This window comes from Bacteroides sp. HF-4919 (genome assembly GCF_018860125.1).
Map to the genome: position 1 here is coordinate 173540 of NZ_JAHKNF010000007.1, position 16616 is coordinate 190155.

The 16616-nt window shown below is 41.7% G+C and carries 16 protein-coding genes; 3 read left to right on the plus strand and 13 right to left on the minus strand.

Features of this window, described 5'->3' with window-relative positions:
* Positions 1-6: 6 nt before the first annotated feature.
* The 5 genes from KO473_RS13645 to KO473_RS13665 all read right to left on the minus strand — a co-directional run bounded on the left by KO473_RS13645 (position 7) and on the right by KO473_RS13665 (position 5195).
* Complete coding sequence (locus KO473_RS13645) at positions 7-1344, minus strand: Gfo/Idh/MocA family oxidoreductase (RefSeq protein WP_005818695.1); 1338 nt, start codon at positions 1342-1344, stop codon at positions 7-9.
* An 8-nt stretch (positions 1345-1352) separates the two neighbouring features.
* Positions 1353-2390, minus strand: a complete 1038-nt coding sequence (locus KO473_RS13650) for an alanine--glyoxylate aminotransferase family protein (RefSeq protein WP_005818693.1) — start codon at positions 2388-2390, stop codon at positions 1353-1355.
* Positions 2391-2413: 23 nt separating this feature from the next.
* Positions 2414-2806: a UpxZ family transcription anti-terminator antagonist gene (locus KO473_RS13655; RefSeq protein ID WP_005818691.1), complete on the minus strand. Its 393-nt coding sequence runs from the start codon at positions 2804-2806 to the stop codon at positions 2414-2416.
* 534 nt (positions 2807-3340) lie between these two features.
* A complete protein-coding gene (gene upcY, locus KO473_RS13660) occupies positions 3341-3859 on the minus strand; it encodes a capsular polysaccharide transcription antiterminator UpcY (RefSeq protein ID WP_005818690.1) in 519 nt (172 codons plus the stop codon).
* A gap of 700 nt (positions 3860-4559) precedes the next feature.
* Positions 4560-5195, minus strand: a complete 636-nt coding sequence (locus KO473_RS13665; RefSeq protein WP_005809936.1) for a class I SAM-dependent methyltransferase — start codon at positions 5193-5195, stop codon at positions 4560-4562.
* A 247-nt stretch (positions 5196-5442) separates the two neighbouring features.
* Between KO473_RS13665 and KO473_RS13670 the strand changes: the two genes are divergently transcribed.
* From KO473_RS13670 to KO473_RS13680, 3 genes are all read left to right on the plus strand, one after another.
* A complete protein-coding gene (locus tag KO473_RS13670) occupies positions 5443-6795 on the plus strand; it encodes a DUF5690 family protein (protein WP_005818689.1) in 1353 nt (450 codons plus the stop codon).
* Between the two features lie 43 nt (positions 6796-6838).
* Positions 6839-8350, plus strand: coding sequence for a bifunctional ADP-dependent NAD(P)H-hydrate dehydratase/NAD(P)H-hydrate epimerase (locus tag KO473_RS13675; RefSeq protein WP_005809940.1), 1512 nt, complete (start codon positions 6839-6841; stop codon positions 8348-8350).
* Between the two features lie 72 nt (positions 8351-8422).
* Positions 8423-9478 carry a DUF4831 family protein gene (locus KO473_RS13680; RefSeq protein ID WP_005801184.1) on the plus strand — a complete coding sequence of 352 codons (1056 nt, stop codon included), beginning with the start codon at positions 8423-8425 and terminating at the stop codon, positions 9476-9478.
* 133 nt (positions 9479-9611) lie between these two features.
* Here KO473_RS13680 and KO473_RS13685 read toward each other — a convergent pair whose 3' ends face one another.
* The 8 genes from KO473_RS13685 to KO473_RS13720 all read right to left on the minus strand — a co-directional run bounded on the left by KO473_RS13685 (position 9612) and on the right by KO473_RS13720 (position 16593).
* Positions 9612-9965, minus strand: coding sequence for a PqqD family protein (locus KO473_RS13685; protein ID WP_005818687.1), 354 nt, complete (start codon positions 9963-9965; stop codon positions 9612-9614).
* A 6-nt stretch (positions 9966-9971) separates the two neighbouring features.
* Complete coding sequence (locus tag KO473_RS13690; RefSeq protein WP_005818686.1) at positions 9972-11360, minus strand: MFS transporter; 1389 nt, start codon at positions 11358-11360, stop codon at positions 9972-9974.
* Positions 11361-11530: 170 nt separating this feature from the next.
* Positions 11531-11911, minus strand: a complete 381-nt coding sequence (gene secG / locus KO473_RS13695; protein ID WP_005775827.1) for a preprotein translocase subunit SecG — start codon at positions 11909-11911, stop codon at positions 11531-11533.
* Positions 11912-11915: 4 nt separating this feature from the next.
* The gene (locus KO473_RS13700) at positions 11916-12680 is read right to left on the minus strand and encodes a hypothetical protein (protein ID WP_005818684.1); all 765 of its coding nucleotides are present in this window, start codon (positions 12678-12680) and stop codon (positions 11916-11918) included.
* A 5-nt stretch (positions 12681-12685) separates the two neighbouring features.
* The gene (gene lptE, locus KO473_RS13705; RefSeq protein ID WP_005775825.1) at positions 12686-13207 is read right to left on the minus strand and encodes an LptE family protein; all 522 of its coding nucleotides are present in this window, start codon (positions 13205-13207) and stop codon (positions 12686-12688) included.
* On the minus strand, positions 13194-14420 hold the full coding sequence (locus KO473_RS13710; RefSeq protein WP_005809949.1) for a sigma-54-dependent Fis family transcriptional regulator: 1227 nt from the start codon (positions 14418-14420) through the stop codon (positions 13194-13196). Before KO473_RS13710 ends, lptE begins: the two co-directional genes overlap by 14 nt.
* Before the next feature lie 24 nt (positions 14421-14444).
* Entirely contained in the window at positions 14445-15542 is a 1098-nt protein-coding gene (gene pdxA, locus KO473_RS13715) for a 4-hydroxythreonine-4-phosphate dehydrogenase PdxA (protein WP_005775823.1), read from the minus strand.
* Between the two features lie 4 nt (positions 15543-15546).
* Complete coding sequence (locus tag KO473_RS13720) at positions 15547-16593, minus strand: DUF4837 family protein (RefSeq protein WP_005818683.1); 1047 nt, start codon at positions 16591-16593, stop codon at positions 15547-15549.
* Positions 16594-16616: the final 23 nt, after the last annotated feature.

Sequence of the window (16616 nt, forward strand, 5' to 3'; positions counted from 1 at the left end):
TTTACACTATAGGAATTCAACATGTTCACCCCTTCGGAATTTTTCTATAATCCCAGCCATAGTAATCATTTCAGAATAGGTTAGCCGATGCGTATTACAAAGTCCATTGTTTATGCAGGATACAAATTCCTGTAATTCATAACGGAGACCCTCGCCCGCATAAGTATAAAAGTATTTCTTATTTTGATTTGTATCTTCATAACGAAGTTCAAAATAATCAGTCTTCCACCAAGGTGCAGGAACATAAGCATATCCTTTAGTACCTGAAATTACCAGATTCCCTTCCGTCTTGACCCCAAGCCCCAACTTAAAGGAAGCAATAGCCGAATCATAGCGTAATATCCCTTTAGTGAAAATATCAACGCCATCCTTAAAAGAAGAAAAGAACATTACCTCTTTATAATTAGTACCCAAAAGTTTAAATACCGGAAGTAAAGCAAAAGAGAGATTTTCAGTCACACTACCACCGGCCTGAAAACTGTCAAGTTCTCGCACTCCCTGAACCTTTAAAGTGGATAAAGAAGCATCTATATCAACGATGGTACCGATCAAACCGGATTTTATCAATGTAATCAGATGATTAAAAGCAGGGCAGTGAGCTGTTTTGTTAGCTTCCATGAAAGTCAATCCTTTGGATCTGGCAAGTTCACAAAGTTGCTGTGCCTCGGAAAAGGATAGTGTCAAAGGAGTTTCGCATAAAACGTGTTTCCCACAATCCAAAAGTTGTTTAACATAGTCATAATGGGTTAAATGTGGAGATGCAACATAAGCAGCATCTATATGTTTACACAATTCGGAAAAAGAACATGACACATGGGATATACCAAATTGCTCTGAAAATGAAGATGCGGACTCCTGATCAGGATTATAAACTGTAGTTATGTTAACTCCATTGACAAAAGCAACCTCAGGAATAAACTTATGGGCTATGCGCCCTGTGCCGATGATACCAAGACGAACACAACTCTCATTCCTCAACTGTGTACTGGAAATCCCCTCTGTACGATCTAGATAAACAACATCACAATACTCTTTCAGATAATCAAAATGGCCTCTCCAATCGGAACCAATTGCAAATACATCAATATTATAGCGCTGAATATCATCTATCTTTTGACCGACATACTCTTCTATGATAATTTCGTCAGCCAACCCCGTTCGACGAACACTTTCGATACGCTCCATTACATTATTGCGGACATTTAGCTTACCCCGATCCAAATCAAAATTATCCGTAGTCACACCAACAATCAAATAATCACCTAACGATTTGGCACGACGAAGTAAATTCAAATGACCTTGATGGAGCAAATCATATGTACCGTAAGTAATAACCCGTTTCATCGAATAAATTATAATTGTTCGATACGATAAATTTCCTCAGACAAACAAAGCAAATCCTGCTTATCCTGTACTCCAAGATGAGATACCCGAAAATAATTAGGTGTTCCCCCCGGCATTATGTAAATCTCCCTATCAAGTAATTCTTTGAAAAGAATATCGCCATTACGATTGATAAAAAAACCGGTGATGCAATTAGACGGCACTTCGGCAGGAACAATCCAATTGTACTTATTACATAAAGTACGAAAAAACAAAGCACGTTCACGAACTCGGGAAATAATGCTGTCTACTCCTATCTGAACATTACGTTTCAGTCGTTCATGCAATTGTAAAAAAATCGTAGTAGCCGGACTATAAGGGGTCTGCCCGCGTTGGAGATTTTTTAAATTTTCATTAAAATCAAAATAATAACCGGAACTGGCAAAGTGCATATCCGAAATATTTTGAGAAAGAATGACGAAAGAAAGCCCTGGAGCTATATTAAGGCCTTTTTGGCTACTGGTAATGCAGATATCTATTCCCAAATCAGACATATGCAGAGGATCAGCCAAAAAAGAACTGATTGCATCAACGACCAAAGAGACATGATATTTCTTACAAATATAGGAGATTTTATCTAAATTGAACATTTGTCCAGTAGAGGTTTCATGCTGCTGGCAAAGAAACACATCTGGATGCGATAATGCAATCTTGGCCTCAAGATCTGAGTAATCTATATCTTTTGCGAAAGGCACTTCATACAAATCAACATCAATATCATAATAGTCGCATAAACTTTTCCAACGATAACCAAAAGAACCGCCAGCAACAACAAAAGCTTTATGCTTTAGAGAAACATAATTGGTTACAACTGCATCCATCGCACCTGTTCCGGAAGCTGTATAAAAAATAACCCGCCCATTAGGGCAACCAATCAAACGAAGCAACATACTCTCACAATCTTGCACCAAAGATGAAAAAGAGGAAGTACGCATGTAGGGAATGGGAAGAGAAGAAATACCAAGGATATCCGACTCTATATTACCAGGAAATACAAAAGAATTCATAAATAACTCAAATTTTAAAACTACTAAGCTAATCGATTTACAATATTTTTCACTTCTCTTATCAGCTCCTCATCTCCCATCTGTTCAAAGCACTCCAGCAGCAATTGACATTTCAATACAGAGGCTGGTAGTTTTTCTAAAACAGTCATTGAACGATCCAATAATTCTTGAACAACCTGTTCATTTTCTAAGGAGAAATTAAACAGCATGGTATCGTAACCTTTGAACAAAGTAACAAGAATTTCCGCCTCTTCTTCGGGGGATTTTCCTTTCTGAAGAAGAAGATCGGCACACAAGTTACGGAGTTCTTTATTTAACGCAGTAAGTTCATTCACATAGACAGGAGTACCGTCCCCGCCATACTCCAAGAGTTTCTTCACTACGGAGGACACAGAATTACACAGAGAATTTTTCATTTTAAAAAGGAATGAATTATGATTCGTCGATTCTTTTTCGGTTTTTATTTATATAGAAAAAGTAACTTCAGTTTCAGAAGTAGATTTACACCGTCTGAACCGATATACTTATGCCTTTCTTCAATTAACATTGTTAACGTCTTTTTTAGACTGTTTGGTTCTTGTGCGTAAACAACAGGCCTTTTGCATTTAAAACACTCGTTATTTGCATCTAAAGAACAAGCTTTAACACTGTGTTAAAACGAAACTTTTGTAGACAGAAGGCTTGTACTTTGAAAGCATTACTTTTCAAACAGTTAAGTGTTAAATTCACTTTTTCCTCCCACCGATAGCCTTTTCGGTCGAAAGCTGGGATACTTACTTTTTTGTCAACTATAAACGAGCACTTGCACTTCCGAAACCTGAAGAAGAGTAATAATATCCAATAGAATTATATCTAACGACGTAACGAGGCATTACATATATTGTTATCACCCGTTACATATATTGTTATCGCCATTACATATAATGGTATTTTCTTTACATATATACTTTTTATTTCTCTTTCCGGATGTAGCTAGCCGGAATTGTAACCATAGCGCTACCGAACATATCGATACGTACTAAAATATGATATTTATTATTATAGCGGACCAATTCTCCCCGCAAGCCTTGTAAATCGCCCTTGGCAACTACTACACGAGTACCTTTGGGAATGGACTCTCCTGTCAGGATCACCTGATCCTGGGAGTAATCGAGCATATAGCGAAAATCAGCCATTTGCGCATCAGGGATACAGGTAGGAGCCCCGGTGGAACGATCACGAAGGAAATCGTATACATTCAGTGTGCTTCGGACGGCGGCCATTTCCTGACGGGAGATATGAACGAAAACCATACGGGGCAACAAAAGGCGCTCACGCTCAATGCGTTTTCCTTCACGCTCTATGACACGGTTTTGTACAGGAAGAAAGGTATCTACCTCCTGCAATTGAAAATAATCCCGAACTTTACGTTCTGAGTTAGTTCGTGTCAGTACGACATACCAATGTTTATCGCTATCTGTTGTCTCCAAGACTACGTTCGTAAGAAAAAGTTTCAGTAATGACTAAGGATGAAAATTTGTTAAAAACAGGAATATTCAAAAAATACGCCTTATTTTCAGCAGTTTACAGATTAAGTTTTTTAATGATTGGATATAGAAAAAGTATTCGCATCAGATTTGAGAACCATCTGATACGTTGAATTATTTTATTTGAAATATATATTCGATTCAAAAAGGAGTATTCACACGCATATATATTTCCGGTTGCAAAGGTAAAACCTTCTTTCGAGTCTCCAAAACTTTTCACAGATTATTTTCACAAAACATGGCTATACCCATGTAAATCAAAAGTATAATTCAAATCTTCATAAAGAAGGGAAGTATTATAATATATGTATTATAGAAAAATATAAAAACAAGCATTTAATTAAGTAACAAGAAGTATTAATGCTAACTTGATAAATTGACAACTTCATATTTTAAATGTAAAAGGATGATTCTACCTGAACTAAACAACAAACATATAATCATCTGATTTCCTGCAAACAGGGTATTAATAAAATGATTATAGGAAGTTAACTTTAACACAGTGTTAAAGTTAACTTCGTAACCATAGGATATTAACTTCATAAAAATACGAAGTTAATAAGTTATCGGCAAGCAATTAAACTTCTCTTCTTACCATTAACATTGTTAATACATTCAGTAGTAAGCTAACCATCGGTATCCTTTACAACTGCATCATTTTCTTATGCCCTATTATACATAATTCCTCTTTTCTACGGCGGTACATGGCTATATTGGTAAAACCGGCATTAACAAGAATAGTCTTCAGCTGATCATCGGAATACACCACCATTCCTTCGACACGACTGGTCCATACTTCATTCGTCGGATCACTCATTTCACAACAGATAAGAAATGCTCCGCCAGGCTTCAAGACACGTGCCACTTCAGTAAAAGTATGCTGTAAGTCACTCCAGAAGTAAATGGTCTCAAAAGCGGTGACCACATTAAAACTGTGATCGGAATATGGAAGTTGATCGACACTCCCCTGCTCTACAAAACAACGTGTACCAAGTTGCCTTCTGTTTCTTTTTCGTGCAAAAGCAACACTTTCCGGTGAAATGTCTATGCCAAAAGCCTTACCTTGCGGGCAATATTTGAGGATTTGCGCCAGGTTGGCACCACCACCGCAACCTATATCAAGCACGTTCCATCCCTGATGCCACTCCATACAAGACATTCCCCAATGAGCCAACGAAGCATGTCCCTGATTCATTCCCCAGAGTATCATTCTTCCAAAGAATCCTTCGGGTTTACGGACATTCTGCAAGATTCTGTTAATAAGGCTTTTTCTTTTCATTTATTATTTGTTTTGGTTTCGCAAACAAAGTTACAGATTCCACATAAACAGGCAATACCTAAAAGTAGGGAATTTATTCGATAGAAGCACAGCATGAATTTCGTTTCTATTTCATAAATGTTACATAAACATTACAGCATAACTCTTTCATTATCAATATCTATTAATAATAAATATTCATATATTCAGTAACAGGTCTGTAATACGAGGGACCTATTTTTGCGCCAGAAAACAACAAGCAGATGTTATGGACAATGTACAACAAGTAAAAACTAATTCACAAAAGAAACTTTCCGATTTCCTTTTCATTCTTTGGGCAGGTGGTGCTGCATTGCTCTCCTACTCACTGGTTTATGCACTAAGAAAACCTTATACGGCTGCCGGATTCGATGGACTTGAGGCATTTGGAATGGATTATAAAGTAGTGGTCACTATCGCACAGATATTAGGATACGTACTTTCCAAGTTCATTGGGATCAAACTTATTTCAGAGTTGAAACGGGAAAACCGGATGAAATTCATCCTGATCTCCATTGTACTGGCAGAAGCTTCGTTGATACTGTTCGGACTACTACCTGCACCTTATAATATAGGAGCTATGTTTCTGAACGGTCTTTCATTGGGATGTATGTGGGGAATCATTTTTAGTTTTATAGAAGGACGCCGCATGACGGACATACTCGCCAGCCTGTTGGGTGTCAGTATGGTTATCAGCTCGGGAACAGCTAAGTCCGCCGGCTTGTTTGTTATGGACACTTTAAACATAAGTGAATTCTGGATGCCGGCTCTGATCGGAGGTATTGCTTTACCTATACTCGCCCTATTGGGTTATTCTCTGAACCGGCTCCCACAACCCACGACCGAAGATATCGCCATGAAATCGAAACGGGAGACACTGAACGGCAAACAGCGTTGGGATATCTTCAAGAATTTTATGCCATTTCTCACCCTGCTCTTCATTGCCAATGTAGTATTGACAATCTTAAGGGATATCAAAGAAGACTTCCTGGTGAAGATTATCGATGTATCCCAATACTCTTCGTGGATGTTTGCTCAGGTAGACAGCGTAGTAACTATCATTATCCTTGTCATTTTCGGGTTGATGGTTTTTGTACGAAGCAACTTGAAAGCATTATCGATATTACTGGGATTGATCATCATCAGCATGGTAGTGATGGCAGTGGTTTCATTTGGTTACGAACAATTGCAATTAAACGCTATTGTCTGGTTATTCATTCAGAGCCTCTGTCTTTATCTGGCTTTTCTCACTTTTCAGACCATTTTCTTCGACCGTTTTATCGCTTGCTTCAAAATCCGGGGTAATGTAGGTTTCTTTATTGCCATGAATGATTTTCTCGGCTATACGGGTACGGTTATCGTATTGGCTGTCAAGGAATTCTTTTCACCTGACATTAACTGGACCGCTTTCTACAACCTGATGGCCGGCTATGTAGGAGTGATTTGTTTTGTCGCTTTCGTATGTTCATTTATCTATCTGCACCAACGTTATCGTAGAGAGAACTACGGAAAAACAGGCGTATTCAGAAAAAAAGAAGAAGAAAAAGAAGAAGAAAAAGAAGTTCCTGATTTCGTATATTAATTGCTATCTTTGTGGGTCAAAAAACTTAAAATAAAAGTTCACCATGAAGATTTTTCCAAGTAGCAGCATCAAAAAACTGGATGCTTACACCATAGAACATGAACCGATTGCATCGATCGACCTGATGGAACGGGCAGCGCAGGCACTGACAAAAGCCATCACTGAACGTTGGGACATCACAACTCCTGTCACGGTATTTGCGGGACCGGGTAATAACGGCGGAGATGCCCTTGCCGTGGCCCGCATGCTGGCGGAAAAGGAATATAAGGTTGAAGCCTATCTATTCAACCCGAAAGGAGAACTGTCAGCCGACTGTCAGACCAACAAAGAGTTGGTGGAAATGATGGATAATGTGAAGTTCAGTGAAGTAAGCACACAATTTGTACCTCCTACCCTGACAATGGATCATTTGGTAGTGGACGGACTTTTTGGTTCGGGACTCAATAAACCGTTAAGCGGCGGTTTCGCGGCTGTAGTGAAATATATCAATGCATCGCCTGCTACAGTGGTTGCTATCGACATCCCTTCGGGATTGATGGGAGAAGAAAACACATTTAACGTAAAAGCCAATATCATCCATGCCCATCTGACACTGAGCCTGCAATTGCCCAAACTGGCTTTTCTCTTCGCAGAGAATGCCGAATTCGTTGGTGAATGGAAATTGCTGGATATCAACCTCAGCCATGAAGCCATCGAAGAAACAGAAAGCAATTATGCCTTATTGGAAGCAGAAGAGATACATGCTTTGATCAAACCCCGCAGCCCCTTTTCACACAAAGGAAATTTCGGACACGCCTTGCTGATTGCCGGATCGTATGGTATGGCAGGGGCTTCGGTGCTGGCGGCCCGTGCCTGTATGCGTTCGGGGGTAGGATTGCTGACTGTACACGCACCCATGCGTAACAATGACATCCTACAGATTTCCGTCCCGGAAGCAATTGTCGAACTCGATGCCAGTGATTCCTGCTTTGCTTTTCCCACAGATACAGATGACTATCAGGCGGTAGGTATCGGTCCGGGAATCGGACGCTCAGAAGAAACAGAAGCCGCATTGCTCGAGCAACTCAGTGGATGCCAGACTCCTTTGGTGCTGGATGCCGATGCACTGAATATATTAGCCAACCACCGACATGCACTGACCACGCTCCCCAAAGGCTCCATCCTGACCCCTCACCCCAAGGAGCTGGAACGTATGGTGGGCAAATGCCAGAATTCGTACGAGCGACTGATGAAAGCTTGTGAACTGGCTCGTACCGCTAAAGTACATATTATATTAAAAGGAGCTTATTCAGCAATTATCACCCCTTCGGGCAAATGTTATTTCAACTCCACAGGTAATCCGGGCATGGCGACAGCCGGAAGTGGAGATGTATTGACGGGTGTCGTACTGGCTTTACTGACACAGGGATACCCGGCTGAAGAAGCAGCTAAAATAGGTACTTACGTACACGGTCTGGCCGGTGATTTCGCACGCAAAAAGCAGGGCGTTATCGGTATGACAGCCGGAGATATTGTCAATTATTTGCCAATGGCCTGGCGTCTGGTAAGCGAATAAAGGTTAACAACTTATGATTTTCCAAATAACTTCATTAACTTTGTTTTTTAAACCAGTTAAAATAAACCGGAAATGAAAAAGCTAATTATACTGACAGGGCTGTTACTCTCTACCTCGGCTTATGCCCAGACCGAAGTTACAGCGGGAGTTACCCGGGGAAAAGATTACGGAGTAACCTATGCACTTCCTAAAACAGCAATCAATATTGAAGTCAAAGTCAATAAAGTGACATATACTCCGGGAGAATTCAGCAAGTATGCCGACCGTTATCTCCGGTTGACCGATGTGTCGGGTGAGCCTCAGGAATATTGGGAACTGGTCAGCGTCAAAGCAAAATCTGTCGGTATCCCCGATAGCGAACATACCTATTTTGTCAAGCTGAAAGATAAAACAGTAGCTCCGCTAATAGAATTGACTGAAGATGGTATCGTAAAATCAATCAACGTACCGCTATCTCCTAAAAAGTCGGCTCCGATGCAACCCGCCACGACACAGAAAAAGAAGATAAATCCACGTGATTTTCTGACCGAAGAGATTCTGATGGCAGGTTCTACAGCTAAAATGGCGGAGTTGGTTGCCAAAGAGATTTATAACATTCGTGAAAGTAAAAATGCCTTGGTACGCGGACAGGCAGACAACATGCCCAAAGATGGGGAGCAACTGAAGATTATGCTCGCCAACCTGGAAGAGCAAGAGGCTGCCATGACCGAAATGTTCTCGGGTACCTTGAATAAAGACGAAAAGATATTCAACATCCGCCTCACTCCGGATAAGGAAATGGACAACGAAGTAGCCTTCCGCTTTTCGAAGAAGCTGGGCATAGTTGCTAATAACGATCTTGCAGGAGAGCCGGTTTATATCACGCTGAAGAATCTGAAAACCGTCAACGTACCGGAAGACGATGGCAAAAAGAAGGTGGACGGCATTGCCTATAATGTGCCCGGCAAAGCACAAGTAACACTAACGGAGGGGAAAAAGCAATGGTTTAACGGAGAACTTCCTGTCACACAATTCGGTACCATAGAATATCTGGCTCCGGCGCTTTTCAATAAGAAATCGACTGTTCAGGTTACTTTCAACCCGGATACAGGAGGCTTGATCAAGGTAGATAGAGAAGAAGGAGAATAAAGCATAATCAAAAACTCCGGCCGATCTTAAATGAAGTGCACCCCAAAAGTTCATGTTTAACTTTTAGGGTGCACTTCATTTTTGAATCAACCGGAGTCTTTTTATTATATTCCGATAGTATATCGTAATGCAATCAGTTCTCAATCACTAATTTCACAAATCCGTCTTTCTGCAACTGAGTGATATAAGCCGTAATACGTGATTCGTAATTTTCTTCGTAATTGAAGTGTTCTGCCAGCTCTTCAATAATCCGGCGTACGGTTCTCTTTCCGTCAATCAACTCCCATACGGCAGTGCCATGATCTTCCAGCCGGACATGAATATCCGCAGACATTCCTTTAGGCAACAAGAATCGCCGCATCCACTCGTATTTAAACCGGGGGAAAGCAATGGTAACGGTACCATCGCTTCCCTTTTCGGCTGTAATATTCTCACTACGGAAAGGAATTACATCCAGAAGATTTATTTTCTCTTTCGCGTCTGCCATATTCTGTTATTTCTTAATATTCGCTTCCTGCAATCCGTATCCCTTCTTCTTATCTTCAGCTTTCAGCATCAAAGCCACAATCAGTGCCAAAACACCAAAACAAGCAAAGATAGACATAGGCAAAGTATAATCATAGGTCTGTGCACCATCTACAACGGGACCTTTGCAATAAGTATTCAGTACCCATCCGATCAACAAAGGAACACCCATCAATCCCCAGTTCTGTACCCAGAAAATCAGGGCATAGGCTGTACCCAGTTGTTTCTCCGGAATAATTTTCGGAACAGAAGGCCACATGGCCGAAGGCACCAGTGAGAAGGCAATACCCAGAACAATCATAATCACAGTGGCAAACCACCATACGTTCAGAATAGGAAGCGCAAACAAAGTATGCACACCAATCAGCATGACGGCACCGATAATCATCAACGTCGCTCCCTTACCGATACGGTCATAAAGAGTACCAAACAACGGAGTCAGGAAGATGGTACCTATCGGTAGTAATCCCGGGATATTTCCGGCCAATTTAGGATCTACGTTATACTTCTGCACCATCAAGTCAGTTGCATATTTAATAAAGGGGAAGACAGCGGAATAGAACAATACACACAATAAAGCAATCAACCAGAATCCCTTATTAGTAACAATAAGCATAACATCCTTCATACGGAACGGTTCCTCCGGTTCTTCTCCCTGAGCATCTAAAGAAGCATCAAGTTTCTTATCATAAAAGGTATAGATAAAGAAGGCGATAGTACCGATGCACAGCATAATCAGACACAACAAAATAGGCATCGGAATATTGGTATGGAAACTGCCACTTTCATCCGTATAGCCAAAATAATCGGCAATAGGAACAGTAAGTACCATTGCCAAAGTAGTACCGATACGCGCGGTTGCCATCTCAAGTCCCATGGCTAAAGCCATCTCTTTGCCCTTAAACCATTTTACAATAATCTTGGAAACCGTAATACCTGCAATCTCTACACCTACACCAAAGATAGCATATCCTAAAGCAGCCAGAAAGACCTGAGTTTTGAAGCCCATAATCAAAGCGCCTTCGGGGAAAGTTGTAGAAATAGCATAATATTTCAGTCCACAACCCAGCACCATCAGTATACAGGCTCCCATTCCGGTGAAACGAACTCCCATCTTATCGAGAATGATACCACCAAAAATCAACATCAGCAGGAATACATTAAACCACCCGTAAGCGCTGGTAAAGAATCCATAATCCAAACTATCCCAAAGGAGCTCTTTTTCGAGCATGGGTTTCAAAGGAGACATTACGTCGGTAAGGAAATAGCCGCAAAGCATAGTAAAAGCGACCAGAGCGAGCACACTCCAACGAAGTGTTTTGGAGTCACTCAGTTTGTTTCTCAATTGTTCTGTCATTGTAATATTTAAACTCAGAAGTTAGTAAAAGTGTTATAGCGAACAAAGGTAACTAAATCCGCCTTGTATGCCTAACAAAAAGATACATTTTACGGCTAAAAACAAGTGAAGCTGCAAGTTTCGGTTTGAAATTGCAGCTTCACTTATCGTTTCTTAAAAAGAATCTGTTGTTAGTTTGCCGGGGTTGCCGGAGTTTCTGTTGCAGGTGCTTCAGCCGGAGCAGCAGCATCCGTCTTCGGTGCAGTAGTACCTACAGGCAGGTTATACGGGTTGGTCTGTTCTTCCTGCTGAGCCTGTTCCATGATGACATCTTGCGTTTTAGAAGAAGAAGTCGGAACAACATAAGCAGTAGCAATGCTCATCACAACCATAAATGCAGCTAAGCCCCAAGTTGCCTTTTCCAGAAAGTCTGTAGTTTTGCGTACACCCATAATCTGGTTAGATGACGAGAACCCAGAAGCAAGACCACCGCCTTTTGAGTTCTGAATCAACACAATGAAGCACATCAGTATGGCTGCAATAACCATTAAGATAACTAATAATAAGTACATTTTGTTATTTTGATTTAGCGTTAATAATCAATTTCTCTAAAAATCTGATTTGGTCTGCAAAGTAAGCATTTTTTTTTGGATATTTCAAACTTAATTTTTTAATAATTTCAAGTGCCTTGGAATATCGGTGCTGTTTGACATATATTTTGGCTAATGTTTCGGTAAAACAGCTATCATCTTCATCTTCTTCATGATGCGCCTCCCCCTCTTCTTCCACGGGAAGCGTTTCATTGTTAGCTGCGGGCTGCAGACGAATGGATGTTTCTCCCTCACTTCTCTCGATAAAGCCATCAATCAATTCATGCCCACGAAGTTTCGGAATCTCCGACTGTTCCGGAGAGGAATCTTCTTCATCTTCCTGTAACAGATAAGTAGTATAATCCATTGAATAGTCCAGACTTGTCTGCCCGGAAACCTCTTCAGGCACAGTGGCCAAAAAAGCATCGATCAGGGAGAGTGTACGATCCAGACCGGGCTCTTCCTCCAACACTTCTGCTTCGGAAGCCATATTCTTTTTACGGGGCTTCAAAATATACCTCTCACCTTCAATCAGATAAAACAGCTTCCGGCGATCTGCCACATATAATATGGCTTTACGAAGCTCCGCACCGAAAGAGATATCGTGTAACAGATAAAGATTTTTAAGATAGAGTAAACGCAGCGACTGGAAATAAGGATAGCGTGTGACAAGTGTCCGCAACTCGTACAAAGTATCTTTATTCAGCGTTTCAGGATGCTGAATCCATTGTTGTAAATTAGCAGAAATCATCCCAATTACCAATTTGCTACCGTTGCATTAAATATTTGATCTGTAATCTCTTTGGTCATCTCCGCAATCAGTCCGTCCTGAACAGCTGTCAGTAACTCTCTTGAGTCGTAGACACGGAAAGCCGAGAATTGCTGTTCGAAGTCCTGCTCATGGTTCGTATTATTCACAAAACGAACATTTACCGTAATCGTCAGCTTCGTTTCAGAAGAGTATCCATCGGCCGAAACAGCTTGGTTATACTGGTTGTATCCGGTGATTTCTCCATCAATCTGAAGGTCGGCATTATTATTCACCAGCTTCAGGCGAGTCTGGCGAAGGAAGATATCTTTCAGATCTTCATTGAATTTAGTACCTAACGGTGCATAAACATAGTCCGACTTTATAGGAAAGTCGGCTATAGAAATAGTCTTTACCTTATCGTAATTGATATTACCACCATTAAATTTATAAGAAACAGTACACGAGATGCCCACTACCAGCGTGACAACCAGTAGTGAGATTCGCATTATCTTTTTATTCCAATCCATATTCTTTTATTTTTCGGTAAAGGGTACGCTCAGAGATATTGAGGTCCTTTGCCGCACTTTTTCGTTTGCCATGATGTTTCTCAAGGGCTTTACGTATCATTTCTTTCTCTACCTCGTCCAGCGAAAGAGACTCTTCAACATACTCTTCGGTATCCTGTATGTCATCGTCATCGGGACAATTAGGCTTGACCGGATGGATCAGGGCAGGTACAGAAGGCGGAGGCGTCACAACAGGAGCCGGGGCATAAAACGTACCAACATTGGAAGCTACAGCTCCGCGTTCGGACATGATTTCGTGCACAAGCTTTTTCAGTTCGGTCACATCCTGCCGCATATCAAAGAGAACCTGATATAAAATTTCACGTTCACTTTCAAAACTCTTCCCGGGCTTTACACCGAACAAAGCCGGCAGTCGTTGTGTATTCTGGGCAGGCAGATAGGTCCGCAAAATAGAAGCATTGATTTCACGATTTGTCTCAATGATGGAGATCTGTTCCGTGATATTCTTCAATTGGCGCACATTACCCGGCCATGAATATGACAACAAAACCTGTTTGGCATCTTCGGTCAGTTGTATCGCAGGCATACGATATTTCTCCGCAAAATCACTTGCAAACTTGCGGAACAGCAACAGCACGTCTTCTCCACGTTCCCGCAAAGGAGGAATCTGGATGGGTACCGTATTGAGACGGTAATACAAATCCTCACGAAAACGCCCTTCAGCAATGGCTTGTGTCAGATTGACATTGGTAGCAGCCACAATACGGACATCTGTTTTCTGCACTTTGGAAGAACCTACTTTTATAAACTCTCCGCTTTCAAGCACACGAAGCAAACGCGCCTGAGTAGGCAAAGGCAACTCCCCGACTTCATCCAGAAAGATAGTCCCTCCGTCGGCCTCGCCAAAATATCCTTTCCGCTCACCAATAGCACCTGTAAAAGCCCCTTTTTCATGCCCAAATAGTTCCGAATCAATGGTCCCCTCAGGAATAGCACCACAGTTCACGGCAATATACTGGCCATGTTTACGACGGCTATACTGATGAATAATCTGAGGAAAGCTTTCCTTGCCGACACCACTCTCTCCGGTTATTAGCACGGACAAATCGGTAGGCGCTACCTGTATGGCAACATCTATCGCACGCGTCAAGGCTTCAGTGTTACCAATAATACCGAACCTTAGTTTTACTTGTTGTATTTCCGCTTTTGTCATATTCGCACTAAACTCCCTTCCTGATTAAATATCGTCATCTACTGTATCGAGCTTCAGTTTATCACTGTCGTCTCTTTTTTCGTAATATTGTTTACGCAACGGATTAGCATGTGCTGCCTTTTCACGCTGGCGGTTACGGAATACATCAATCGCTACATAAATGGCTTGCCGGAATGAATCTTCACAAGCAACCCCTTTTCCTGCAATATCATAGGCTGTACCGTGCGCCGGAGAAGTGCGTATCACAGGCAGACCTGCCGTATAATTCACACCTTCATCCATGGCCAATGCCTTGAAAGGTGCCAGTCCCTGATCATGATACATAGCGAGCACTCCGTCAAAATGGGTAAAATTACCCGATCCCATAAAGCCGTCAGCCGGATAAGGACCATAACATAAGATTCCTTTAGCAGCCATCTCCTGGATAGCCGGAGAAATGATCTCCTGTTCTTCCGTACCGAGCAACCCGTCATCTCCGGCATGTGGATTCAGTGCCAACACTGCAATGCGAGGTGCGCCGATTCCAAAATCCTGTTTCAACGAACGGTTGAAAATGACAAGTTTCTCCTGAATCAGCTCTTTGGTTATCGAAGAAGCTATCTCCCGAACCGGAATATGACCGGTCACCAAAGCCACACGGAAATCCTCCTTCATCAAGATCATCAGAGATTTCGAACCGTCTCCCAAACGCTCTTCAATATATTCAGTATGTCCGGGGAAAGCGAATCCTTCGGACTGAATTGTATGCTTATTAATAGGAGCTGTCACAATGACATCAATCAACCCTTCCCTGAACTCCTCTATCGCTTTTTCAAGTGCCCCTAAAGCTGCTTTACCGGCCTCCGGATCGGGTTTTGAAAACTCGACTTTCACTTCGTCATCCGTACAATTGACTACACTCAACCGATTGTGTGCAGCTTCTGCAGCAGTATTGACAATACTGAAGTTAGTAGGCAGATCGAGTGATTTACGGTGATATGCAGCCACCTTCGGCGAACCGTAAATGACCGGTGTACAAAGTTCCAACATGACGGGGTCGGCAAAAGTCTTCAAGATTACTTCGTATCCTACCCCGTTTATGTCTCCCTGAGTGATACCAATTTTTATTTTGTTATCTTCCATTTTGTTATTTGTTAGTTTTCTCCTCCTGCTCTATGCCCATCGGAATCTGCTCCTGCTTCTTCTCAGTAGGAAGTTGCAAAGTATACAGAGATGCTTCCAACATGCGCATCAGGTTACGTTTCAATTTATCTGGTGAGTAAATAAATACCTCTACAGTGACAATACGATGGTTAGCTTTGTCCAGACGAGTGTGCGAAACAAACGGACCACCCATGAAGTCACCCTTCATACGCCAAAGCCCACGTGCTTCCATTGTATAATCGCCATGAATATCGATTGGACGAACCTCGACTGTAGTCGAGTCTGTCGACATATACATACCTTCTTTAGCTCCCGGAATATTAGCTTTCATCACAGAATCGCGTTTATGGATGAAAAACTCTTTCGTAAACGTATCCTTATCGGCATACGGATAAGAGTAGATCACAAAATTCTGATCAGCGGAAGCTGTATTCGTACCTGCCCAGAAGAAACCCTCTCCAGTCTTTGAACTGCCCAACTCAGCCGGAAGCCAGATGTCGCTATCGAACATACTGTTAACCTTCTTCGAAATGAAATCATTGTGGTTTTTCTCTAACAAGGAAATCTGGCGATTCATCTCGGCACGGGTAAAGAAGTCGATAATTGCTTGCTTGTTTTCATTCACAAACTTTTCAAATGTGGCTTCGTCCGGAGCCTGAATAGTCAGAATCATCTGGGGAGATGCATATACATCCTTGGCATACTTAAATTTAGGCTGACTATAGATGTCCTGTATATCTACGATAATAATATTACGTACCAGCTTCAGGATAGCATCGAAATTGTTCGCAGAAGTAGACATGATTCTGAACGAACGTTCCGATTGCGGAAGTCCAGGTACATCTGTATCAAGCACATTGTACAAAGCTCTACCGGCAGGACGCTCCCACACAGGATTATCAACGACCACCAGGATTTCGTAAGCACGTCCGCTGGAAGTTGGAGTAAACACACTTTTCTTGCCGCCTTTACAAGAAAACAATACTACTGCTACAAGAGCCATACTGAGGTAAAACAGGTACTTTTTCATATGCATCAATTTTAATGTTTTCA

Excerpts from the sequence above, each read along its gene's own strand:
- KO473_RS13700 (WP_005818684.1), bottom strand. The coding sequence starts at position 12,680 with ATGATTTCTGCTAATTTACAACAATGGATTCAGCATCCTGAAACGCTG.
- KO473_RS13670 (WP_005818689.1), top strand. The coding sequence starts at position 5,443 with ATGGACAATGTACAACAAGTAAAAACTAATTCACAAAAGAAACTTTCC.
- KO473_RS13680 (WP_005801184.1), top strand. The coding sequence starts at position 8,423 with ATGAAAAAGCTAATTATACTGACAGGGCTGTTACTCTCTACCTCGGCT.
- KO473_RS13645 (WP_005818695.1), bottom strand. The coding sequence starts at position 1,344 with ATGAAACGGGTTATTACTTACGGTACATATGATTTGCTCCATCAAGGT.
- secG (WP_005775827.1), bottom strand. The coding sequence starts at position 11,911 with ATGTACTTATTATTAGTTATCTTAATGGTTATTGCAGCCATACTGATG.
- KO473_RS13655 (WP_005818691.1), bottom strand. The coding sequence starts at position 2,806 with ATGAAAAATTCTCTGTGTAATTCTGTGTCCTCCGTAGTGAAGAAACTC.
- KO473_RS13685 (WP_005818687.1), bottom strand. The coding sequence starts at position 9,965 with ATGGCAGACGCGAAAGAGAAAATAAATCTTCTGGATGTAATTCCTTTC.
- KO473_RS13690 (WP_005818686.1), bottom strand. The coding sequence starts at position 11,360 with ATGACAGAACAATTGAGAAACAAACTGAGTGACTCCAAAACACTTCGT.
- lptE (WP_005775825.1), bottom strand. The coding sequence starts at position 13,207 with ATGGATTGGAATAAAAAGATAATGCGAATCTCACTACTGGTTGTCACG.
- KO473_RS13650 (WP_005818693.1), bottom strand. The coding sequence starts at position 2,390 with ATGAATTCTTTTGTATTTCCTGGTAATATAGAGTCGGATATCCTTGGT.
- KO473_RS13665 (WP_005809936.1), bottom strand. The coding sequence starts at position 5,195 with ATGAAAAGAAAAAGCCTTATTAACAGAATCTTGCAGAATGTCCGTAAA.
- pdxA (WP_005775823.1), bottom strand. The coding sequence starts at position 15,542 with ATGGAAGATAACAAAATAAAAATTGGTATCACTCAGGGAGACATAAAC.
- KO473_RS13675 (WP_005809940.1), top strand. The coding sequence starts at position 6,839 with ATGAAGATTTTTCCAAGTAGCAGCATCAAAAAACTGGATGCTTACACC.
- KO473_RS13720 (WP_005818683.1), bottom strand. The coding sequence starts at position 16,593 with ATGAAAAAGTACCTGTTTTACCTCAGTATGGCTCTTGTAGCAGTAGTA.
- KO473_RS13710 (WP_005809949.1), bottom strand. The coding sequence starts at position 14,420 with ATGACAAAAGCGGAAATACAACAAGTAAAACTAAGGTTCGGTATTATT.